19 protein-coding genes and 1 tRNA gene are annotated in these 21,982 nt (G+C 63.8%); 6 read left to right on the top strand and 14 right to left on the bottom strand.

Annotated features, from left to right (window positions below; translation table 11 throughout):
* Positions 1-31: 31 nt before the first annotated feature.
* The gene (gene bglX, locus APH33_RS10310) at positions 32-2,323 is read right to left on the bottom strand and encodes a beta-glucosidase BglX (protein ID WP_054885089.1); all 2,292 of its coding nucleotides are present in this window, start codon (positions 2,321-2,323) and stop codon (positions 32-34) included.
* A 185-nt stretch (positions 2,324-2,508) separates the two neighbouring features.
* Here bglX and APH33_RS10305 point away from each other — a divergent pair, with 185 nt between their 5' ends.
* Together APH33_RS10305 and APH33_RS10300 are read left to right on the top strand one after the other, a co-directional pair.
* Positions 2,509-3,126, top strand: a complete 618-nt coding sequence (locus APH33_RS10305; protein WP_054885029.1) for a TPM domain-containing protein — start codon at positions 2,509-2,511, stop codon at positions 3,124-3,126.
* A 72-nt stretch (positions 3,127-3,198) separates the two neighbouring features.
* On the top strand, positions 3,199-4,413 hold the full coding sequence (locus tag APH33_RS10300) for an SAM-dependent methyltransferase (protein ID WP_054885028.1): 1,215 nt from the start codon (positions 3,199-3,201) through the stop codon (positions 4,411-4,413).
* 16 nt (positions 4,414-4,429) lie between these two features.
* Here the strand turns inward: APH33_RS10300 and APH33_RS10295 are convergent, their stop codons facing one another.
* The 7 genes from APH33_RS10295 to APH33_RS10265 form a co-directional block, all read right to left on the bottom strand.
* Positions 4,430-5,440: a DUF4917 family protein gene (locus APH33_RS10295; protein ID WP_054885027.1), complete on the bottom strand. Its 1,011-nt coding sequence runs from the start codon at positions 5,438-5,440 to the stop codon at positions 4,430-4,432.
* Between the two features lie 203 nt (positions 5,441-5,643).
* Positions 5,644-7,344 carry a SulP family inorganic anion transporter gene (locus APH33_RS10290; RefSeq protein WP_054885026.1) on the bottom strand — a complete coding sequence of 567 codons (1,701 nt, stop codon included), beginning with the start codon at positions 7,342-7,344 and terminating at the stop codon, positions 5,644-5,646.
* A gap of 199 nt (positions 7,345-7,543) precedes the next feature.
* A tRNA-Gly gene (locus APH33_RS10285) sits at positions 7,544-7,617 on the bottom strand.
* 105 nt (positions 7,618-7,722) lie between these two features.
* Positions 7,723-8,613, bottom strand: coding sequence for an alpha/beta fold hydrolase (locus APH33_RS10280; protein ID WP_054885025.1), 891 nt, complete (start codon positions 8,611-8,613; stop codon positions 7,723-7,725).
* 324 nt (positions 8,614-8,937) lie between these two features.
* Positions 8,938-9,639, bottom strand: a complete 702-nt coding sequence (locus tag APH33_RS10275) for a pseudouridine synthase (RefSeq protein WP_054885024.1) — start codon at positions 9,637-9,639, stop codon at positions 8,938-8,940.
* 127 nt (positions 9,640-9,766) lie between these two features.
* The gene (locus APH33_RS10270; protein WP_054885023.1) at positions 9,767-9,997 is read right to left on the bottom strand and encodes a cysteine-rich CWC family protein; all 231 of its coding nucleotides are present in this window, start codon (positions 9,995-9,997) and stop codon (positions 9,767-9,769) included.
* On the bottom strand, positions 9,990-11,480 hold the full coding sequence (locus APH33_RS10265) for a sensor domain-containing diguanylate cyclase (protein ID WP_054885022.1): 1,491 nt from the start codon (positions 11,478-11,480) through the stop codon (positions 9,990-9,992). Before APH33_RS10265 ends, APH33_RS10270 begins: the two co-directional genes overlap by 8 nt.
* Before the next feature lie 213 nt (positions 11,481-11,693).
* Here APH33_RS10265 and APH33_RS10260 point away from each other — a divergent pair, with 213 nt between their 5' ends.
* On the top strand, positions 11,694-12,134 hold the full coding sequence (locus APH33_RS10260; RefSeq protein ID WP_054885021.1) for a hypothetical protein: 441 nt from the start codon (positions 11,694-11,696) through the stop codon (positions 12,132-12,134).
* 5 nt (positions 12,135-12,139) lie between these two features.
* Here APH33_RS10260 and APH33_RS10255 read toward each other — a convergent pair whose 3' ends face one another.
* Positions 12,140-13,249, bottom strand: coding sequence for an enoyl-CoA hydratase/isomerase family protein (locus APH33_RS10255; protein ID WP_054885020.1), 1,110 nt, complete (start codon positions 13,247-13,249; stop codon positions 12,140-12,142).
* 126 nt (positions 13,250-13,375) lie between these two features.
* Here APH33_RS10255 and ung point away from each other — a divergent pair, with 126 nt between their 5' ends.
* Positions 13,376-14,068 (top strand): uracil-DNA glycosylase, encoded by a 693-nt coding sequence (gene ung / locus APH33_RS10250; RefSeq protein ID WP_054885019.1) that lies wholly within the window; start codon positions 13,376-13,378, stop codon positions 14,066-14,068.
* A gap of 112 nt (positions 14,069-14,180) precedes the next feature.
* Here the strand turns inward: ung and APH33_RS10245 are convergent, their stop codons facing one another.
* The 5 genes from APH33_RS10245 to APH33_RS10225 form a co-directional block, all read right to left on the bottom strand.
* Positions 14,181-15,212 (bottom strand): AbrB family transcriptional regulator, encoded by a 1,032-nt coding sequence (locus APH33_RS10245; RefSeq protein WP_054885018.1) that lies wholly within the window; start codon positions 15,210-15,212, stop codon positions 14,181-14,183.
* Positions 15,205-16,719: a tripartite tricarboxylate transporter permease gene (locus APH33_RS10240; RefSeq protein WP_054885017.1), complete on the bottom strand. Its 1,515-nt coding sequence runs from the start codon at positions 16,717-16,719 to the stop codon at positions 15,205-15,207. Before APH33_RS10240 ends, APH33_RS10245 begins: the two co-directional genes overlap by 8 nt.
* Positions 16,720-16,722: 3 nt before the next feature.
* The gene (locus APH33_RS10235; protein ID WP_054885016.1) at positions 16,723-17,181 is read right to left on the bottom strand and encodes a tripartite tricarboxylate transporter TctB family protein; all 459 of its coding nucleotides are present in this window, start codon (positions 17,179-17,181) and stop codon (positions 16,723-16,725) included.
* A gap of 178 nt (positions 17,182-17,359) precedes the next feature.
* Complete coding sequence (locus tag APH33_RS10230) at positions 17,360-18,340, bottom strand: tripartite tricarboxylate transporter substrate binding protein (RefSeq protein WP_054885015.1); 981 nt, start codon at positions 18,338-18,340, stop codon at positions 17,360-17,362.
* Between the two features lie 43 nt (positions 18,341-18,383).
* Positions 18,384-19,673, bottom strand: coding sequence for an OprD family porin (locus APH33_RS10225; protein ID WP_054885014.1), 1,290 nt, complete (start codon positions 19,671-19,673; stop codon positions 18,384-18,386).
* 201 nt (positions 19,674-19,874) lie between these two features.
* Here APH33_RS10225 and APH33_RS10220 point away from each other — a divergent pair, with 201 nt between their 5' ends.
* Both APH33_RS10220 and APH33_RS10215 read left to right on the top strand, forming a co-directional pair.
* Positions 19,875-20,546 (top strand): response regulator, encoded by a 672-nt coding sequence (locus APH33_RS10220; RefSeq protein ID WP_054885013.1) that lies wholly within the window; start codon positions 19,875-19,877, stop codon positions 20,544-20,546.
* Positions 20,539-21,918: a sensor histidine kinase gene (locus tag APH33_RS10215; protein ID WP_054885012.1), complete on the top strand. Its 1,380-nt coding sequence runs from the start codon at positions 20,539-20,541 to the stop codon at positions 21,916-21,918. Before APH33_RS10220 ends, APH33_RS10215 begins: the two co-directional genes overlap by 8 nt.
* Positions 21,919-21,982 lie beyond the last annotated feature (64 nt).

The following is a 21,982-nucleotide window of genomic DNA, read 5'->3' as shown; positions in this document are numbered from 1 at the left end:
CGCGAAAGGGCCGGTACAGGCAACCTTTCAGTTACAGCAGTTCGAAACTCTTTTGTTGCACCGCCTCGGAGTCCAGCCCGACCTGCACATTGAACTCGCCGGGCTCGGCCACCCGCTGCAGCTGGCCATTGTAGAACTTCAGGTCTTCCTCGCTGATGCGGAAGCTCAAGGTCCGCGATTCGCCGGCCTTGAGCAGCAGCTTCTGGAAGTTCTTCAGCTCCTTGACCGGGCGGCTCATCGACGCCGAAACATCCTGCAGGTACAGCTGCACCACGGTCTCGCCGTCAAGCTTGCCGGTGTTCTTCACCGTCACCTTGGCCTCCAGGGTGTCGCCACGCTTGAGGTCCTTGCTCGACAGGGCCAGGCCCGACAGCTCGAAGCTGCTGTAGCTCAGGCCATAGCCGAACGGGTACAGCGGGCCGTTGGGTTCTTCGAAATACTGCGAGGTGTAGTTGCCTGGCTTGCCGGGGGTGTATGGGCGGCCGATGCGGGTGTGGTTGTAGTACATCGGGATTTGCCCGACCGAGCGCGGGAAGGTGATTGCCAGTTTGCCCGACGGGTTGTAATCGCCGAACAGCACGTCAGCGATGGCGTTGCCGCCTTCGGTGCCGGAGAACCAGGTTTCGAGGATGGCGTCGGCCTGTTCACGCTCCCAGCTGATCGACAGCGGGCGGCCGTTCATCAGCACCAGTACCAGCGGCTTGCCGGTGGCTTTCAGGGCCTTGATCAGCTCGCGCTGGCTGGCGGGGATTTCCAGGGTGGTTCGGCTCGACGACTCGTGGGACATGCCACGGGACTCACCGACCACGGCCACGACCACATCGGACTGCCTGGCAGCCTTGACCGCTTCATCGATCAGCACGGCCGCAGGGCGTGGGTCATCGACGATTTCCGGGGCATCGAAGTTGAGGAAGTTCAGGTAGTCGAGGATCGCCTTGTCGCCAGTGACGTTTGAGCCTTTGGCATACACAAGCTTCGCCTTGCCCTCGACGGCGCGGCGCAGGCCTTCGCGCACGGTGACCGAGTGCATCGGCTTGCCGTCGGCGGCCCAGCTGCCCATCATGTCGATCGGCGCATCGGCCAGCGGGCCGACCAATGCGATGGTACCGGCCTTTTTCAGCGGCAGTGTCTGGTTGCGGTTTTCCAGCAGCACCAGGCTGCGGCGTGCCACGTCGCGGGCGACGTCGCGGTGCAGACGGTCTTCGGCGTAGTAGTCTTTCAGGTCGGTTTCGGCCTTGCCGATGCGCACGTACGGGTCCTTGAACAGGCCCATGTCGTATTTGGCGCCGAGCACCTCGCGCACGGCCTGGTTCAACTCCTGCTGGGTCACTTCGCCGGACTTCAGCAGCCCTGGCAGTTCCTCGCCGTACAGGGTGTCGTTCATGCTCATGTCGATGCCGGCCTTGATCGCCAGCTTGGCAGCTTCGCGGCCGTCGCGGGCAACACCGTGGCGGATCAGCTCCTGGATGGCGCCGTGGTCGCTGATGGTCACGCCCTTGAAGCCCCATTGCTTGCGCAGCAGGTCGTTCATCAGCCAGGTGTTGGAAGTGGCTGGCACGCCGTTGATCGAGTTCAGCGCTACCATCACCCCGCCAGCACCGGCGTCGAGCGCGGCGCGGTAGGGCGGCAGGTAGTCGTTGTACATCTTCGGCAGGCTCATATCCACCGTGTTGTAGTCGCGCCCGCCTTCCACCGCGCCATACAGGGCGAAGTGCTTGACGATGGCCATGATGCTGTCGGCGTTGGCCGGGCTACTGCCCTGGAACGAGCGGACCATTACCTGGCCGATCTTCGAGGTCAGGTAGGTATCTTCGCCGAAGCCTTCACTGGTACGGCCCCAGCGCGGGTCGCGGGCGATGTCGACCATTGGCGCGAAGGTCATGTCCAGGGCGTCGGCCGACGCTTCGATGGCCGAGGTGCGGCCGACCTTGGCGATGGCATCCATGTCCCAGCTGGCGGCCAGGCCCAGGCCGATCGGGAAGATGGTGCGCTCGCCATGGATGGTGTCGTAGGCGAAGAACATCGGGATCTTCAGGCGGCTGCGCATGGCGGCGTCCTGCATCGGCCGGTTCTCGGGGGCGGTACGCGAGTTGAAGGTACCGCCGATGCGCCCGGCGGCGATTTCTTCGCGGATCTTGTCGCGGGGCATGTCCGGGCCGATGCTGATCAGGCGCAGCTGGCCGATCTTTTCGGCTTCGGTCATCTGGCTGATCAGATGATCGATGAACGCCTGCTTGTCCTGCAGGGGCGGGGCGGATGGGGCGGCAAGGGCCGCCTGGCTGGCAAGGCCCATGGCCAGGCCCAGCAAAGACAGTTTCATCATCAATTCCATTGTCGAGGCTTTGCCGTACCCAACGGATACGTGCATGGCCGAAGTTTTCAGGCGGCTATTGTTGTACGATTCGCCGGTAATTCATCCAGCAGCGGATTATGCCTGAATATGTCGGCTGCGGAGGAAGCCCCGAGTGCCGGGAAAACAACTATAAGAACGCTTGAGAGACCGAAGGCATGACGCCCCTCAACGAATACGAACGCCGCCAGGTGGCCGAAGCCATTGCCCGCGTCGAGCGGCGCACCGACGCGCAACTGGTAACCGTCCTGGCGCGACGGGCCGATGATTACGCCTACCTGCCGCTGTTCTGGGCTGCGGTGCTGGCGCTGGCCGTGCCTGGCCTGCTGCACTGGCTGCTGGGCTGGCCGGGCGTGCGTGGGCTGCTGGTAGCCAATGTGCTGTTGTTCATCGGCCTTTGCCTGTTGCTGCGTAGCCCTCGTGTGGCTGCGTGGCTGATTCCGGCCACCTTGCGCCGCTGGCGCGCCTCGAGCCTGGCGCGCCAGCAATTTCGAGAGCAGAACCTGGAGCGCACGGAGGGCGCCACGGGGGTACTGATCTTCGTCGCCGAGGCGGAGCGGCATGTGGAAATCCTCGTCGACCAGGGGATCGATCGCCATCTCGATGCGCAGGTCCGGGCGGCGATGGTTGCGCGTTTGGCCGAGCAGGTGCGCCAAGGGCGTACCTTGCAGGGTTTTGTCGAATGCATCGAAGCCTGCGGCGAACTGCTGTGCCAACAGGTGCCTCGCACCCATGCACGCAACGAACTGCCCAACCGTCTGGTGATTCTCGACTGAAGCGGCGGCTGCAGGGTGTAGAATGCGCGGCATTGCGCAACGCGCCCCTGCTATCCGAGGCACCCGTTTTCCATGTCCGCCAGTACTTCCGCTTCCCCCGCGCCGGATGCCCGCGCCCAGTTCCTCGACCTGCTGAGTGCCGCGCTGCACGGCAGCACCTTGGTCAAGCTGGTGCTGGCGCGCCATGTCGGTGCCGATCAGACCTTGCAGCGCATCATCGCCAAGCCGTTGCAGGTGAAGGGCCAGGCCCAGCTGTCCTTGGTCTACCGGCACCAGACCCGCGACATCACCCGCAACCTGCCGCTGGACCAGGCCCAGGCGCTGGTCGCCGAGTTGCTGCCGGCAAGCTTCCGCAACGCCCACCTGTTCGATGCAGACGGCGAAGTGCAGCTGACCTTCAGCAAGAAGGGCAAGCCGATGCTTCAGCGCCACGGCGCGCAGGCCCCCCGCGAAGCGGTTGCCAATAGCGGCCATGACCGCGAGAAAAAACGCTACCTGGAGCTGACGCGGCCGTTCTTGCGTGACCTGGGCGTGACCGATGCCCATGGTGCACTGATCCCGTCCATGTCGCGCAAGTGGAAACAGATCAACAAGTTCATCGAAGTCTTTGACCATGCCCTGGCCAACGCCCCGCTGGCGGCTGATCAGGCGCTGCGGGTAGCTGATTTCGGGTCGGGCAAGGGCTACCTGACCTTCGCCATGCATGACTACCTGCGCAATACCCTGTCCCGCCAGGCGCAGGTGACCGGGGTGGAATTGCGCCAGGACATGGTCGACCTGTGCAATGCCGCTGCGCAACGCCTGGAGCACCCGGGCCTGGAATTCCAGTGCGGCGACGTGCGCAGTGTGGTGCCCGAGGCCATCGAGGTGATGATTGCACTGCACGCCTGCGATATCGCCACTGACTACGCCATCCACACGGGTATCCGCTGCAACGCCGCGATCATCATGTGTTCGCCATGCTGCCACAAACAGATCCGCCCACAACTGCACAGCCCCGGGTTGCTGCAGCCAATGCTGCAATACGGCCTGCACCTGGGGCAGCAGGCCGAGATGCTCACCGACAGTTTGCGTGCGCTGTATCTGGAAGCCTGCGGCTACGAGACCAAGGTGTTCGAGTTCATCTCCCTGGAACACACCAACAAGAACAAGATGATTCTTGCAGTGAAGCGCCGGCAGGTGGGGGATAACGCAGCCTTGCTGGAGAAGATCGAACAGCTCAAGGCGTTTTACGGGGTGCAGGAGCATTGCCTGGAGACCCTGTTGCGGGCGGATAAGCTGATCTGATTACAGCTTGGGATATCTAGCGACGAGCTGCCGGTACTTCGATAGCGAGTTCTTCGAACCCCAACGGATGCGTGCTGGCATCGAAGAAGTGCAGCGCCGTCCCGGTCATATCCCCGAACCGTTCGACGAAGTGCTGCTTCTGGTTGATCACCGATGCCTCGCTCAACGGCCGTATGGCAATCGACAGGTGGGCCGGCCGCGCCTGGCGAATGGCTTCGACCAGGTGCTGGTCAGTACTGTCCAGGTGCTGCCCGAAAAGGCATAAACCCTGGCTTTCCTGTGCCAGTTGAGCCAAGCCCCAGGCCAGGTAATCCGAGTTGCGAATGGCGCGCAGTTTCTCGTCGCTGCGGTCTTCGTTGATGAACAACGGTACTTCACCCGGAATGTTCACCGCAAAACCGTCCAGCAGCTCGGCGCTGTCGGCGCTGCGCTGGCGGGTGCTGCCGTCGGGCAGCTTGAGCAGGTGCAGGCCGCCGTGCAGGTGCAGCACACGGGTACCTTGGCTGCGGGTGCGGCGTACGTCGAAGAAACCCTGATCGTCGAACAGCGCGGCAAAGCCCTGAGGGTTGTGCTGCAGGGCCCATGGCAGGATCAGGTCGTAGTTGCTGGTGTAGACGCTGCGGTACTCGCGCAAGGCCTGGTTGATCGACGCCAAGGTGGCAGCGGGCACCAGCGGCCAGGGCAGGTGCAGGGTGCGAATGGCGTGGATCAGGCCTTCCTTGATCGAGTAATAGCGGTTCAGCGGCGCGGTGGAGTTGATGGCCAGGGCGGCGTTGGCGCGCACGGTGTGATTCAGGGTGCTCAGTACCGGCTCGAACAACTCGGTGCCCAGCGACTTGAACAAGGCCTGGTCGCTGATCGCCAGGCCCTTCTTGCGCCCGGCGCGTTGGGCTTCCTCGTACAGCGAGAAGTAGCCGAACGGTTTCCACAGCGCACGACTGGCGCCGTTGCCCAGCAGCAGGGCTGGGCACGGGTGGCGCTGGTTGAGGTCTGGCCATGAGGCGAGGCGGGCGTCGAGAGCTGGCATGTGCGGTCCGTTCGGTGGCGCGGGAAACGGCGGGGACTTTAGCATGTCGTGCAAGGTGAGCGAGGGTTGGTGTTTGCATTGCCACCTTGTACTGCTTGTTCCGGCCTCTTCGCGGGTAAACCCGCTCCCGCGAAGAGGCCGGAACAAGCTGCACAAGACCCGCATGACGAAAGAGGGCTCCGGCTGCGCTGCAGTCCGCTTCTTTATTTAGCCACTGGCTCCTTGCGACTCCTGTTCCGCCAGACCCGATACGCGCGTATCCCTGCTCGCACCGAGCCGAACAGCAGCTTGTCTTCCATTTCCCGCGCCAGTCCCGAACGCACCAGCATGCGCAAAAAGGTGCCGCGTGCGCGGGCGATGGCGAAGTGGATGCCTTGTGCCGTCAGGGTGTCGCGCACTTCGCGCAGGGCGGCGATGCCGCTGACGTCGATGCTGCTCACCGCTTCCGCATCGAACAGCACTGCCTGAGGCTGGGCCTGGCTTTGCACCGCTTCGAGCAGGCGCATCTTGAAATAGTCGGCGTTGAAGAACAGGATCGCGTCGTCGAAGCGGTATACCACCAGGCCCGGTACGGTACGGGCGTCCTTGTGCTTGCGGATGTCGACCTGGCCTTCGGTGCCCGGCAGCCAGCCTAGTACGGCGTCGGTGGGCTGGTAGATGGTGTAGAGCAGGCGCAGGATCGCCAGGGTCACGGCAAACACGATGCCCGGCAGCACGCCCAGACCGAGCACGCCGACTGTGGTCAGCAGGCACAGCCAGAACTCGAAGCGGCTCAGGCGCCTGATGCTGCCCAGCGACCTGATGTCGATCAGGCCCCAGCCGGCCATCAGCAGCACGGCGCCCAGTACCGCCTGCGGGATCCACGCCATGGGTGCGGTGAAGAACAGCAGGATCAAGGCGATGACCAGTGCAGCGATGATGCCGACCAGCTGGCTCTTGCCGCCGACCATGTCATTGACTGCCGTGCGCGAGTCGGCGCCGCTGATGGCAAACCCTTGGGAGATGCCGGCGGCCAGGTTGCTCACGCCGAGGGCGACGAACTCGTGGTTGGCGTTGATCGCATAGCCGTGGCGTGCGGCGAAGCTGCGCGCGGTGAGCATCGCGCTGCAGAAGCTTACGGTGGCGATGCCCAGGGCATCGCGCAGCAGGCTCTTGGTTTCACCGAGGTTGCTGTGCGGCCAGGCAAGCGTGGGGATGCCGGACGGCACGGGCCCGAGAATGGCGACGCCAAAACGGTCGAGGCCGAGCAGGCCGACCAGCAATGTAAAGATCGCCACGGTCACCAGGGCCGCTGGCAGGCGCGGGTAGCGGCGCGGCAGCCAGACCAGCAGCGCCAGCCCGGCCAGGCCGATGGCCAGGGTCATCCAGTGGATCTCGTTCAGGCGCTGGAAGAAATTCACCACGCTGAGGATGAAGCCGTCACCCTCGATCTTGAACCCCACGACCTTCGACAGTTGCCCGGCAATCAGGCTCAGGCCGATGCCGTTGAGGTAACCGATCAGAATCGGCCGCGAGAAGAAGCTGGCGATGAACCCGGCGCGCGCCAGGCCGGCGACAATCAGCATCACCCCAACCAGCACGGTGACGATCACCGACAGTTCGGCAATGCGATGCGGGTCGCCCATGGCCAGTGGCGCCACGGCGCCCGCGATCATGGCGCAGGTGGCGGCGTCCGGGCCGACCATCAACTGCCGCGAGCTGCCGATCAGGGCATAGACCATCATTGGCAGCACGCAGGCATACAGGCCGTATTGCGGCGGCAGGCCGACGATCTGCGCGTAGGCGATGGCGATGGGGATCTGGATCGCGGCCACCGACAGCCCGGCCTGGAGGTCGGGCTGGAACCATTCACGACGGTAGTGCAGGAGGTTGGCAAGGCCGGGTAGCCAGCGGGACAGAAACATGCGTCGTCCTTTCGAAATGTTTCACGGTTCCATGAAGCATATGCGCCCCACGCCGTTTCGCTTGCATGCGAATTGAAGCGGAAGGTATCGAACGCGGCCATGGGCCATATCAATGAAAGGGCAGAAACGAAAAAAGGAGCCTTGGGCTCCTTTTGACAGCGATGACGTTGCTGAACGCCATGCGGGGAAATGCACGATGTGGAGCGGGTAGAGGGAATCGAACCCTCAACTAAAGCTTGGGAAGCTTTCGTTTTGCCACTAAACTATACCCGCGTCTGCGCTGGACTTTTTACCAGAACCCTCTCCGAATTAGAAGCCCACGTTATAAAAAAGCTTGTCGGCGCCCCGTGACCTGCGGGTGTCGGGGCGCCGATGCGCTCAGATGGCCAATGCATGCTGCCCCTGCTGGATGTATGCGTGACTGCGTTGACGGGCCTCGCGCATGGTCGGCTTGAGGAACCCGAGCATGGCGTTACGGGTGTCATCACAGGCTGCCTTGTGTTCCATGTCGAGGAAGTGGCCAGCATCGCGGATCACGCTGAACTGGCTGTTGCCGATATGCTTGCCGAATTCCCGTGCATCTTCGACCGTGGTGTATTCGTCGCGCTCGCCGTTGATGAAAAGCACCGGGATGTCGATGTTGCGCGCGCCGTTCAACGCCCGTTGCAAGTCACGCTGCAGCACTTCGTTGATGTGGAAGTGCATCTGCGCGTACTCATGGCTGTCCAGGCCGCTGACATGCCGGTAATTGAAGCGCTTGAACAGTGATGGCAGGTACTTGCCGATGGTGTCGTTGACCAGGTTGCCGACCTGGTAGCGATCACAGGCGGCCAGATACTGGCAACCACGCTCAAGGTAGTCGCGCATCGGCTCGTTGATGATCGGCGAGAACGAGCTGACCACCGCCTTCTTCACCCGCCGCGGCTGGTGCGCCAGCGCCAGCAGCGTGCAGGCCCCGCCCCAGGAGAAGGACATGACGTGATCGCACTGGAAGCGATCGATCAGTTCGAGAAGGATCTGCGCCTCGTCCTCCTTGCTGATCAGCCGTTCCTGGCGGTTGTGTGGCTTGGACTTGCCGGCATAGGGCTGGTCGTACAGCACAACATTGAAATGCGGGTGCAGGTTGCGCACCGTCTGGGCAAACGAGGCGGTGGTGGCCAGCGACCCATTGATCAGGATGATCGTCTTTTCGGCCGCATCCGCGCGATAGAACTCCGTGTAAACCCGATACTGACCTTGGATATCAAGTACAGCGATTTCTGGCCTCATGTCATCGACTCCTGGCGCAAAAAGGGTAATCGCGTCACCTAGGGTGCACGTTCTTTATGACAGGTAGGCATTCGCCTGAATAAATCGGGGGGCCCTGTGTCGATCCTTGGCACATTTGTCGACGATATTGTTGTGGCGGGCAATTTGCCGTGCCCCAAGGCATCTGGGCTTCGGGTGGCCGGCAAAAGGTGTCATGAACGGCAGGCGTGACTGGGTGGTCACTCGCGGACTGACAAGCTAGGAGTCAAGCAGTGGCACAGCGATCCCGCAAGTGCCGTTTGCGCAAATTTGTGACTCGGGCCGCTCAGCGGTCGTATGGCGGTATTACGGCATTCGGACCGAAGCGATTTCGTCCGCTGTCAGAGCCCTGAATTGGCCAGGTTGCAGGCCCGGATCGAGCTGGATCGTGCCCATGCTTTCGCGATGCAGGCCAACCACTTTGTTGTCGAAATGGCCGAACATGCGCTTGATCTGGTGGTAGCGTCCTTCGACGATGGCCAGCCGTGCCTGACGCGGGCCAAGGATGTCGAGTCGGGCGGGCAGGGTGGTCAGGTCTTCGAAGGCGAAATAGAACCCTTCGCTGAACTTGGCAACATAGTGCGCGCCGATCTCGTCTTCGGTTTCCACCAGGTAGTGCTTGGGCAGCTTGGTGGCCGGTTGGGTCAAGCGCCGCGACCACTGGCCGTCGTTGGTCAGGATCATCAGGCCGGTGGTGTTGAAGTCCAGGCGCCCGGCGATGTGCAGGTCCTCGCGCAATTCGCCGGGCAGCAGGTCGAGCACGGTGCGGTGCTGCGGGTCTTGCGTGGCGCTGACGCAGCCCGCGGGCTTGTGCAGCATCAAGTAACGTGCGGGGCGGCCGGCCTGCAGCAGTTGCCCGTCCACCTCCACGCGGCTGAATGCCCGGACCTCTGCCTTGGGGTCGCTGACCACTTCATGGTCCAGGCGCACCCGGCGCTGCACCAGCAGCAGGCGCACTTGCTGACGGTTGTAGCAGGGCAGGTTGGCGAGGAAGCGGTCGAGGCGCATGTAAGTATCTGACTCAAGGAGAACGTTGTGGGAGCGGCTTCAGCCGCGAACATCGGCAAAGCCGGTGCCAGGCAGCGTGTCGCCTGCTTCGCGGCTAAAGCCGCTGCCACAGGGATCGCGGCAACTTTTAATATCGAGCAAAACAGTCGCGCCCACCTGCAGTTTCAAGCTGGTCTTGCACGGCGGCGCAGCGCGGGCACAGGCAGGCCTTGTCGCGCAGTTCGGCAGGCAGGGCCTGGAGTACGGCGGGGTCGATGGTCACGCCATAGCACCAACAGGCCTGGGTGGCGCTGCGAGGGTCGGCCAGGCTGCACTGGTTGAGGGCACCGCAGGCGGGGCAGTGCTGGTTGTCATTCATGTCCGGTTCCGGGTGTTTCACTGCAGACGCGGTTGCGGCCGGCCTGCTTGGCACGATAAAGCGCACGGTCGGCGCGGGTCAGCAGGGCGTGCAGCGTATCACCGGGCTGCAAGGCGCTCAGGCCGATACTGGTGGTGAGGGGCAAAGGTTGGCCTTCGTAACTGAACGTGAATTGCTCGGTACGACGGCGGATCTTCTCTGCCACGTCGATGGCCTGCCGGCCCTCGGCCTCGCGCAGCAGCACGATGAATTCCTCACCGCCCCAGCGGCAGAGTATATCCGACTGCCGAAGGCTGCCCTGCAGCACGTTGGCAAACTGGCGCAGCACTTCGTCGCCGGCCAGGTGGCCATGGGTATCGTTGAGCACCTTGAAGTGATCGAGATCGATCAGCAAGGCGGCCAGCGGCGCGCAATCGCGCTGGGCCTCCTGCAGGGCCTGGGCGGCCAGCAGGTCGAAGCTGCGCCGGTTGGGCAGCCCGGTCAGGCTGTCGAGGGTCGCCAGCGCCTCGGTACTGGCTTGGTGGCGCCTGAGCATGCCATTGAGCAGCAACAGAACGACCAGGGTGATCATCGCGCAGATCACCAGGTTCAGGTACAGCGAGTGGCGAATAGGGTCCAGGGCTCCGGTCTCGCGCTTGTCGACCAGCAGGTACCAGCCCAGTTCAGGCAATTGCCGCACATTGAGGAAGTGGCTGTGGCCTTTGCTGTCCTTGTACTCGTGGCTGCCTTCGGTGGGGGTCGCACGCTGCGCCAGCAAATCGTTCAGGTCGGCATTGTCGGTCAAGGGCTGCCCGATCTTCAGGCCATGAAGGCCTCCCTCCGAGCCGGTCAGGATGACCTTGCCCGTGGCGTCGGTGAACAACACCGAGCGCTGGTAACGGCGCTGGTACTTGTCGATCAGCTTGACCACCGCGTTGACACTCAGGCCCACCCCGGTGGCGCCAATGAAGCGCTGTTGGTAGTCCAGCACCCGATAGTTGATGAACACCGTCAGGTTGTCCTGGTTGGCCATGTCCAGGTCGACGTTGATCTCGTACGGCGCGTTCAGCTCGCGCAAGCGGAAGTACCACGCGTCGCGCCAGGTGTCAGGTACCACCTGCTTGAGTATGCCCTTGGCCTGGTAGTAGGTCAGGGTGCGGTCGGAGACGAAGAAGGAGGTGAAGGTGTCCTGCTTGCCCATGACCTCGCCAAGAAAGCGAGTGATGCGCTGGGTGTCCTGCTCACCCGCCAGTACCCAGTCGCGCAGAAAGGTATCCTGGGCCATCATCGAGGCGATCAGCACCGGGCGGATCAAGTCTTTCTGGATTTCCGAATAGACGGTATCGGAGGTGAGCGGCAGCTCGGTATTGATGATGCCGTCGCGGATTGTGCTGCGCGAGGCGAAATAGCTGATCAGCGATGTGGCGAGAAAGCCGCAGGTCAGCAACGACAGCAAGGCGAGGATCAGCGAGCGCTGTGAAAACAGGGCGGAGCGTGCGAGCATGATCTTCCCATATTGTGTGCCGGGGGGCTCATTCTATTGGGATGACAGGTAAATGACTGCATGTTTTTAAGGGTTATTTCCACCTGTATCAATTTGTTGCTGAAATGGCACTGCACCTGAGTGCCGTTGTCTGATTCATTGTCGATGAACGCATTTGCGTCGACGCTCGCCAGCGCCGCTGTTCGAGCACCCCCAGCGGTCCAGGAGGCCGCCATGTCCTATCGAATTCTGTTGATCGCCCTGCTGGGTCTGATGACGTCCGCCTGTGCGCCCTACTATGAGGGCGGTGGCTATTCCCGTTCCGAATACTATTCGACCGATCGTTATGTCGCGCCGGGGTATTACCGCTATGACCGTTACTATGTGACGCCGCAGCCGCGCTATTACTACCAGCCGGCGCCCCGTTACTACCGGCCCGCACCGGCTCCCTATTACCGGCCGGGCCCGACGCCGGGGATGAACCAGTGGCATGGCAATCCACGCTACGACTACGGCAATCGCCAGCGCTACGACTATGGCCGTGATCGCGACCGCCATGACTATCGCGATGGCAGCCAGCGCTACCAACATGATCGCTGGCATTCGAACAACCGCGGGGATGACGACCGTCAGTCGGATCGTGGGCGCGGAAGGGACCATGACTGGCGCCGCTGACCGCCTCATGCCCCGAGGTCGGCCAACGGATGCCGACCTTCCCACACCTTGGCGAAATGCGCCTCGACCACCGCCGCTGGCACCTGCGCCACATCGGGCCAGTGCCAGCGTGGCTGGTTGTCCTTGTCCAGCAGGCGCGCGCGCACGCCTTCACTGAATTCCGGGTGTCGGCAGCAGTTGAGGCTCATGCTGTATTCCATCTGGAACACCTGGGCCAGTGACAGGTGCCGGGCACGCCGGATCTGTTCCCAGACCAGGTGCGCCGTCAGCGGGCAGCCTTCATGCAGCCGTTGGCCGGCCTCGGCCAGCAATGGATCAGGGTGATGCTTGAGGCTTGCCAAGGCGCGCCAGGCGGCAGCCGGGTCGGCCACATCCAGCAGCTCGTCGATCACCTGGCGCCTCGGCAGCCATTGCGCCGCTGGCAGTTCGGCCCAGGCACGATGCTGTTCGGCCTTGAGCAGGCTGTTCAACTGCAGGTCGGTCTGCTCCTGCCAGTTCAATTGCAGCAGCTCCTCGAGCAATGCCTCTTGCTGTTCCTCGCCGAAGAACCGATCAGCCAAGCCCAGGTCGAGTGCATCTCGGGCGTTGATCGGTGCGCCGGTCAGCCCGAGGAACAAGCCGAGCTTGCCGGGCAGGCGGGCGAGAAACCAGCTGGCTCCCACATCCGGGTAAAGGCCGATGCTGATTTCTGGCATGGCCAGGCGGCTGCTTGGGGTGACGATGCGTACATTGGCGCCCTGCATCAGCCCCATGCCGCCGCCCAGCACATGCCCGTGGCCCCAGCACAGCAGCGGTTTCGGGTAGGTATGCAGGCGGTAATCCAGGTGGTATTCAGCGGCAAAGAAGGTCGCAGCCAGCGCAGGAACGCTGCCGGGGCGGGCCAGGCAGGCCTGGGCCAGCGCCCGCACATCGCCGCCGGCGCAAAAAGCCTTGGCACCATTGCCACGCAACAGCACACAGACGACCCCAGGGTCGCTGGCCCAACTGTGCAGCTGTTCGCCAAGCACTTCGATCATCGGCAGGTTGAGGGCATTGAGCGCCTTGGGGGCATCGAGTGTGGCGATGCCGATTCGGGCGCCATCGGCGCCGGTGAGTACCTCGCAATGGATGGCCATGGACTACCTCGCACAAGTCATCCCCCAAGTATGGCCCGCGTGGCCGATCATGCCGGTCGTCGGTCGGATCGATTGACAAGGGCAAATGGCTTACCTAGTGTCGCGCCATTGTTTACGGATGGCCCCATGACTGAAGACGATCGAATCAAACTCGAACCCAGCTGGAAGGCTGCACTGCGCGCCGAGTTCGACCAGCCCTACATGCAACAGCTGCGGGAGTTCCTGCGCCAGGAGTACGCTGCCGGCAAGGAAATCTATCCGCCGGGGCCGCTGATCTTCAATGCGCTCAACTCCACGCCGCTGGATCAGGTCAAGGTGGTGATCCTCGGCCAGGACCCGTATCACGGCCCGGGCCAGGCCCATGGTCTGTGCTTCTCGGTGCAGCCGGGCGTGCCGGCACCACCCTCGCTGGTCAACATCTATAAAGAGCTGCAACGTGACCTGAACATCCCGATTGCCAGCCATGGCTACCTGCAGAGCTGGGCCGAGCAGGGCGTGCTGCTGCTCAACACGACCATGACCGTAGAGCGCGCCAATGCAGCCTCGCATGCGAAGAAGGGCTGGGAGTTGTTTACCGACCGGATCATCCAGGTGGTCAGCGAGCAGTGCCCGAACGTGGTGTTCCTTTTGTGGGGCGCGCATGCCCAGAGCAAGCAGAAGCTGATCGATGGCACCAGGCACCTGGTACTCAAGTCGGTGCACCCATCGCCGCTGTCGGCCTATCGCGGGTTCCTCGGCTGCGGACACTTCAGCCGCACCAACAGCTTCCTCGAACAGCGTGGCATGGCGCCCATCAACTGGGCATTGCCGCCACTCTGAAACCGCGTCGCCTTCTTCGCGGGCAAGCCCGCTCCCACAGGGGATAGCGCAGACCTCAAGGACTGTGCAGTCCCTGTGGAAGCGGGCTTGCCCCGCGAAGCAGGCGACGCGATTACTGAGTGTTGGTGTTCCAAAGTCTGAACAACGGCTCGGCCAGAAACAGCACCAGGATCAACCGCACCACCTGCAGCGCCGTCACCAGCGGCACCGACAGCTGCAGGGTTTCGGCCGTCAGGCTCATCTCGGCGATGCCGCCCGGCATCATCCCCAGGGTCAGCGAACGCAGGTCCAGTTCGGTCAGCACGCTCAATCCCCACGCTGCGCTGCCGGCAATCGCCATGCACAGCGCCGTGGCCAGCAGTGTGCGGGCGAGGAAGGAGGGGGCGCGGCGGAAGAACGCACGGTTGAAATGGCAGGCCAGGCCGCTGCCGATCAGCCACTGGCCGATCTGGCTGGCACCGTTGGGCAAGCCGATCTGCAGGTTGCCTGCCAGGCTTACCGACGCGGCGACCAGCAACGGCCCGAACAGCCAAGGGTTGGGCTGGCGCAGGCGCTGCCAGGCGAAGCCCAGCGCCACGCCCAGTGGCACGATCAGCGCCAGCCAGCCCCAACTGACACTGCCAGCGTGATTCAGCGGCACACCGTCACCCAGCAGGTACTTGAACAGCGCCGGCACGCACAGCACCACGGCCAGCACGCGCAGGCTCTGCGCCGCCGCGACCTGGCTGAGCACCGCGCCATTGCGAGCGCCAAGATTGACCATCTCCCCTGAGCCACCGGGCATGCTGGCAAAGAACGCCGTGGCGCGGTCTTCACCGGTGCGCCGCAGCAGCCAAACGCTGATCACGCTGGAAAGCGTGGTAAACAGTGCGCCGAAGAAGATCAGCGCGAAGTGGCTGGCGACCTGCTCGATCACCGCCGGGGTGAAGTGCAGGCCGATCCCGATACCGATGATGCATTGCCCGCACTTGCGGCCATTGGGGATTTCCGACAGCTGCCAGGGCGTCAGGCAGCGCACCAGGATGATCGCCAGCAACGCACCGACCATCCACGGCAAAGGCCAGCCGACCTTGCTGGCGGCAAAACCGCCAGCAAGGCCGACCAGCCCGGTTGCGACAAACAGCGGCAGTGAGCGATCAGGCATCCGCCATGGCCTGGCGCTGCAGGCTGCGCTTGCGCCAGATGCGCAGCAGCGGCAGGGTCAGCATGCAGATCGTCAGCACCCACACCGACAGGCTGATCGGGCTCGACCAGAGGATGCCCAGCTCACCGTTGGAAATCGACAGCGCCCGGCGCAGGTTCTGCTCCATGAGCCCGCCGAGGATGAAGCCGAGCAGGATCGGCGACAGCGGGAAGTCCAGCTTGCGCAGGATGTAGCCCATGATGCCGATGCCGACCATCAGGAACAGGTCGAAGGTGGTGGCATGCACGGCGTACACGCCGATCGCGGTGATGATCGCGATCACCGGCACCAGCGCCCAGTTCGGCACGGCAAGGATGCGGGTGAAGATGCGGATCATCGGGATGTTCAGGATCACCAGCATGATGTTGGCGATGAACAGCGAGGCGATCAGGCCCCAGACGATGTCTGGCTGCTGTTCGAACAGCAGCGGGCCCGGGGTGATGTTGTACAGGGTCAGCGCGCCGATCATCACCGCCGTCGTGCCCGAACCTGGAACGCCGAGGGTCAGCATCGGCACCAGGGCGCCGCAGCAGGATGCACCGATGGCGGTTTCCGGGGCTGCCAGGCCGCGGGCGTCGCCTTTGCCGAACTTGCCCTTTTCTCCGGCGATGCGTTTCTCGGTCATGTAGGCCACGGCGCTGGCCAGGGTCGCGCCGGCACCCGGCAGCACGCCCATGATGAAGCCCAGCAGGCCGCAGCGGATGTTGACCACGAACACCGAGGCCGCTTCCTTGAGGTTGAACAGCATGCGCCCGGTGGCCTTGACCGCCTCGTGGCCATGGTGGGTCTTTTCCAGCAACAGCAGGATTTCGCTGACGGAGAACAGGCCCAGCACCAGCACCACGAACTGGATACCGTCGGCCAGGTGTACGCTGTCACCCGTGAAGCGGTACACGCCGCTGTTGGCATCGATACCGACTGCCGACAGGAACAGGCCGATCAGTGCGGCAATGAAGGTCTTCAGTGGCTTGTCACCGGCCATGCCGCCGAGGGCGACGATGGCGAACACCATCAGCACGAAGTATTCCGCCGGGCCGAAGGCAATCGCCCATTTCGCCAGCAGCGGGGCGAACAGCACCATGCCGCAGGTGGCGATGAACGCGCCGATGAACGAACTCCATGCCGACAGCGACAAGGCCACGCCAGCCAGGCCCTGGCGCGCCATCGGGTAGCCATCGAGGGTGGTCATCACGGTCGAGGCTTCGCCCGGAATGTTCAGCAGGATCGAGCTGATCCGGCCGCCGTATTCGCAACCCAGGTACACCGCGGCCAGCAGGATCAGCGCCGACTCCGGCGGCAGGCCCAGGGCAAAGGCGATCGGGATCAGCAGGGCCACGCCATTGATCGGGCCCAGGCCCGGCAGCAGGCCGACCACGGTGCCAATCAGCGTGCCCGACAGGGCGGTGACCAGGTTGTAAGGGGACAGGGCGACGCCGAAGCCCTGGCCCAGGTAGCTCAAGGTATCCATGTGTCAGTTCTCCAGTACGCTCAGCAGGCCGAGGGGCAGGGGTACGTCCATGACGCGGTCGAACAGCCAGTAGAGGAACACGCTCATGCCCACCACCACGAGGGTGCTGTTCAACCAGCGGCCGCCATACAGGCGCGCCATGGGGATGCCGACCAGGATGGCGCTGAGGATGAAGCCCAGGGCTTCAAAGGTGGCGGCGAAGATGATCAGCAGGCCGACGCAGGCGGTGATCTTGATCAGGGTTTCGCGGTCGAGCGCCGGCTCGTCGTCCTTGCGCACGATAGGCGTGGGGCGGATGGCCAGGTACAGCAAGCCCAGGCTCATCAGGCCGAGCATCAGCAACGGGTAGGCGCGTGGCCCCACCGGTTCGTAGGAAAACGCGGCCTGGTAAGGCCAGGCCATCACGGCCAGGGCGGCGCACACCGCCAGCAGGGCCAGGGCGAAGATGCGTTGCAGGATCATGAAGGAATCCTCGTTGTTATCGACGAGACGCGGAGCCTTTGTGGGAGCGGCCTTGTGTCGCGAAAGGGCCGCGTAGCGGCCCCAGGATTTCAGCGGCGCTGCGCATATTGCCGGGGCTGCTGCGCAGCCCTTTCGCGACACAAGGCCGCTCCCACAAAGAGCGGACCGCGCATGGGGCTTACTGGATCAGGCCGAATTCCTTGGCCAGTGCCTTGTATTCAGTCACCTGCTTCTTCACATAGCCGTCCAGCTCCGCACCGGTCATGGCGAACGGGAACAGCTCGCGCTGGTCACGCAGCTTGGCGAAGTCTTCCGATGCCAGCATCTTGTCGAACGAGTCTTTCCACCAGGCGTAGTCCTCGTCGCTCACCTTCGGCCCCAGGTAGAAACCGCGCACCACCGGCCAGACGATGTCGTAGCCCTGTTCCTTGGCGGTGGGGATATCTTTCATCTCCGGCTCGTCCAGGCGATGTTCCGAGAACACCGCGAGGATGCGCATGTTGCCGCTCTGGATGTGCGGCATGGAGTCGGAGATGTCGGTAGAGCCGACCTGGATATGCCCACCCAGCAGCGCGGTGGCGATTTCGCCGCCGCCTTCCAGGGCCACGTAGCGCAGGTCGCGCGGGTTGATGCCGGCTGCCTTGGCGATGAGTGCGGTCTGCATCCAGTCCTGGCTGCCGACGGTGCCGCCGGAGCCGATCACCACCTTGCTCGGGTCCTTCTTCAGTGCCGCGACCAGGTCGTCGAGGGTCTTGTAGGGCGAATCACTCTTCACCGCGATGGCGCCATAGCTGGTGCCGACTGCGGCCAACCACTTCACCGCGTTCTCGTCGAAGCGGCCGAACTTGCCCTGGGCCAGGTTCAGCAGCGAACCACTGGACCAGGCCACCAGGGTGCCAGCGTCGGCCGGGCGCTGGGCAACCACGGCGTTGTAGGCGACTGCACCGACACCGCCAGGCATGTAGGTCACGCGCATCGGCTTGCTGAGGATCTTCTCCTCCACCAGGGCGCTCTGCACCAGTTTGCAGGTCAGGTCGAAGCCACCGCCGGGCGAGGCCGGGGCGATGCATTCAGGGCGTTTCGGTTCGGCGGCGAGGGCATTGCCGGCCAACAGCAGGCAGCCGGTGGCGAGGACGAGGCGGCGCAGTGAAAAGGTCATCGAATGTCTCCGTGAGCGTTTTTGTTTTGGGTTACCGCATGGGTTACCAGAGCGCTACGCTGTAGCTCACCAGCAGCCGCACTTCGTCCGCATCGCGAGCGAAGTTGGAGCGGAAGGTGGCGTTGCGCAGGCGCACGGCGACGTTCTTCAACGGGCCGCTTTGTACCACGTACTTCAGTTCGGTGTTGCGTTCCCACTCCTTGCCCTCGCCACCGGCGGCACGGCTGACGTTGTCGCCGTTGATGTAGCGGGTCATGAAGGTCAGGCCGGGGACGCCGAGGGCGGCGAAGTTGTAGTCGTAGCGCGCTTGCCACGAGCGCTCGTCGGCACCGGCAAAGTCGTTGATCTGGACGAAGTTGACCAGGTATGGATCGGCGCCATCGACGTAGGGGAAGGCGCTGTCGCCGGAAAGCTGCTGCCAGGCCGCGCTGACCTTGTGCCCGCCCAGGCTGTAGCTGAGCATGGTGTTGAAGGTGGTGTTGTCGATGCGCCCGGCCTTGGCCGCGCCGGCATCGTCGCTGATCGCCAGGCGCACGTCGGCGCCGAAGGTGCCCGGGCCCCACGGCTGGGTGGCAAGCATGCCGATGAAGTGCTGGCGATAGATGTCGTCGAGCTGGGCGAAGTGGTAGCTGCCGGTGATGCGATCGGTGAACTTGTAGTCCAGGCCGGCCAGGTCGAGGTTGTCGGCGCTGAACGTGCCACCGAAGCGGCCGTTCTTGTTGTTGAGGGCCAGGTCTTCCCAGTTGGTGTCGTTGCGGTCCTTGGCCTTGTCCAGGCGCCCGCCGGTGAAGGTCAGGCCCTTGATCTCCTGGGAGGTCAGCAGGCCGCCCTCGAAGGTCTGCGGCAGGATGCGCCCGTCGTTGGGCTGCAGGGTCGGCAGTTCCGGGATCAGGGTACCGATCTTCAGTTCGGTCTTCGACACTTTGACCTTGCCGGTCAGGCCGAGCTTGGAATACTCGTCGGCGGCCTTGCCGTCATCGTGGGTCGGCAGCAGGCCGGTGCCGGTGCGGTCGGGGCTGGAATCGAGCTTGATGCCCATCATGCCCAGCGCATCCAGGCCGAAGCCCACGGTGCCATCGGTATAGCCGGACTCGAAGTTGAGCATGAAGCCCTGGGCCCACTCGTCGCGCTTGGATTGTTGCGCGCTGGTGCCATCGCGGAAGTCGCGGTTGAAGTACATGTTGCGGGTTTCGAAGGTCGCCGTGCTGTCTTCGAAGAAGGCGGCCTGGCTCAGCGGGGCGACACCGGCTAGTGCAAGGGCGCAGGCGATGGCAGAAGGACGTGCGGACAGGTAACGGCTAGGCGCGAACGCCTGAGGCTGCGATGACAGCATCGGGATGACTCCGTTTTTTTGTTCTTATTCGTTGCACCTTGCTGGTGCTTTTTTTCGGCGCGTGGGGCGACCGTGGTGCGATGCTAGGTAATGAACCTTTCGCTAACCTTTCAGCGTGAAAGGTTTGTTCCGAGGGGCTTCACAGGCTTGCCGACAGCGGTACACTCCGCGCCACCGCCCCACCCGAGCAGGGAGAATCCGATGCGTGTGCTGTTGGTCGAAGACCATCTGCAACTGGCCGAAAGCGTGGCCCAGGCCCTGAAGAGCCAAGGCCTGACCGTGGATGTATTGCACGATGGCGTAGCTGCCGACCTGGCCTTGGCCAGCGAGGAATATGCCGTTGCCGTGCTCGACGTGGGCCTGCCGCGGATGGACGGTTTCGAGGTGCTGGCGCGCCTGCGCGGTCGTGGCAAGACCTTGCCGGTGCTGATGCTTACCGCGCGCAGCGATGTGAAGGACCGTGTGCATGGCCTGAACCTTGGCGCCGATGATTACCTGGCCAAGCCTTTTGAACTGACCGAACTTGAAGCCCGGGTAAAGGCGCTGCTCAGGCGCAGTGTGCTGGGCGGCGAACGCCAGCAGCGCTGCGGGCCGCTGGTCTATGACCTGGACACCCGGCGCTTCAGCCTCGGCGAGGACAACCTGACCCTGACCTCGCGCGAACAGAGCGTGCTGGAGGCTCTGATCGCCCGCCCGGGCCGGGTGATGAGCAAGGAACAGCTGGCCGCCCAGGTATTCGGCCTGGATGAGGAAGCAAGCCCGGATGCCATCGAAATCTACATCCATCGCCTGCGCAAGAAACTCGATGGCCACTCGGTCGCCATCGTCACCTTCCGTGGCCTGGGTTACCTGCTCGAGCACCGCGATGCGTGACAACGGCAGCTTGCGCGGGCGGCTGCTGGGCAACCTGGCACTGCTGCTGGTGGTGCTGATGCTGGCCAGCGGCCTTAGCGCCTACTGGAACGGTCGCGAAGCAGCCGATACCGCGTATGACCGCACCTTGCTGGCTTCGGCGCGGACCATCGCTGCCGGGCTGTCCCAGCGGGACGGCAGCCTGAGCGCCGATGTGCCCTATGTGGCGCTGGACACCTTCGCCTACGACAGCGCCGGGCGTATCTACTATCAGGTTCTGGACATCAATCAGAAGCTGATTTCCGGTTATGAGCACTTGCCGCCACCACCGCCCGGCACGCCGCGCACTGACGACTATCCGGCGCTGGCGCGCTTCTACGACGCCACCTACCTTGGCCAGGATGTGCGAGTGGTCAGCCTGCTGAAGGCGGTGAGCGAGCCGAACATGAACGGCATGGCGGAAATCCGCGTGGCCGAGACCGAAGAGGCGCGGGTGCGCATGGCCCGTGGGTTGATGGCCGATACCCTGCTGCGTCTGGGTATGCTGGCGCTGGGCGCGCTGGTCATGGTGGGGTTCGCGGTCAGCGCGGCACTTCGCCCGCTGGAGCGCCTGCGTACGGCGGTAGAGGAGCGTCAGCCGGATGACCTGCGGGCGTTGCCGGTGGTCCAGGTGCAACGTGAACTTGGCCCACTGGTGCGCGCCTTGAATCACTTCACCGAACGATTGCGCGGGCAGTTCGAACGCCAGGCGCAATTCATTGCCGAGGCTGCCCACGAACTGCGCACCCCGCTGGCGGCACTGAAGGCGCGAGTCGAGCTGGGGTTGCGTTCGCAGCAGCCCGAAGAATGGCGGCAGACCCTGGAGTCGGCTGCACAAGGCACTGATCGCCTGACTCATCTGGCCAATCAGTTACTGTCGCTGGCGCGGGTCGAGAACGGTGCCCGGGCGATTGCCGAAGGCGGTGCCCAGCGCCTGGATCTGAGCCAGCTGGCCCGTGAACTGGGCATGGCCATGGCGCCACTGGCCTACAACCGGGGCGTCGCCTTGGCCCTGGAGGCCGAGGCGCCGGTGTGGTTGAAGGGCGAGCCGACGCTGCTCAACGAGCTGCTCAGCAACCTGGTGGACAATGCGCTGGCGCATACCCCGACGGGCGGCAATGTGATCCTGCGGGTGCTGCCGCCGGCAGTGCTGGAGGTCGAGGATGATGGGCCGGGGATTCCCGAAGCAGAGCGTGAGCGGGTGTTCGAGCGTTTCTATCGCAGGGGCGTGCAGGGCAGTGGGCTGGGGTTGGCCATCGTCGGTGAAATCTGCAGGGCGCACCTGGCGCAGATCAGCCTGCATGATGGCGAGAAGGGCGGGTTGAAAGTGCGGGTGAGTTTTATTGCCGACTGATGGGTTGCCTGTGCCGGCCCCTTCGCGGGCATGCCCGCGAGGAGGCCGGCGCAGGCAAAACAAG

The organism is Pseudomonas sp. NBRC 111130, assembly GCF_001320485.1.
GTDB lineage: Bacteria > Pseudomonadota > Gammaproteobacteria > Pseudomonadales > Pseudomonadaceae > Aquipseudomonas > Aquipseudomonas vlassakiae.
Note: the sequence above shows the minus strand (reverse complement) of the source record. Positions and strands in the feature narration are given on the sequence as shown.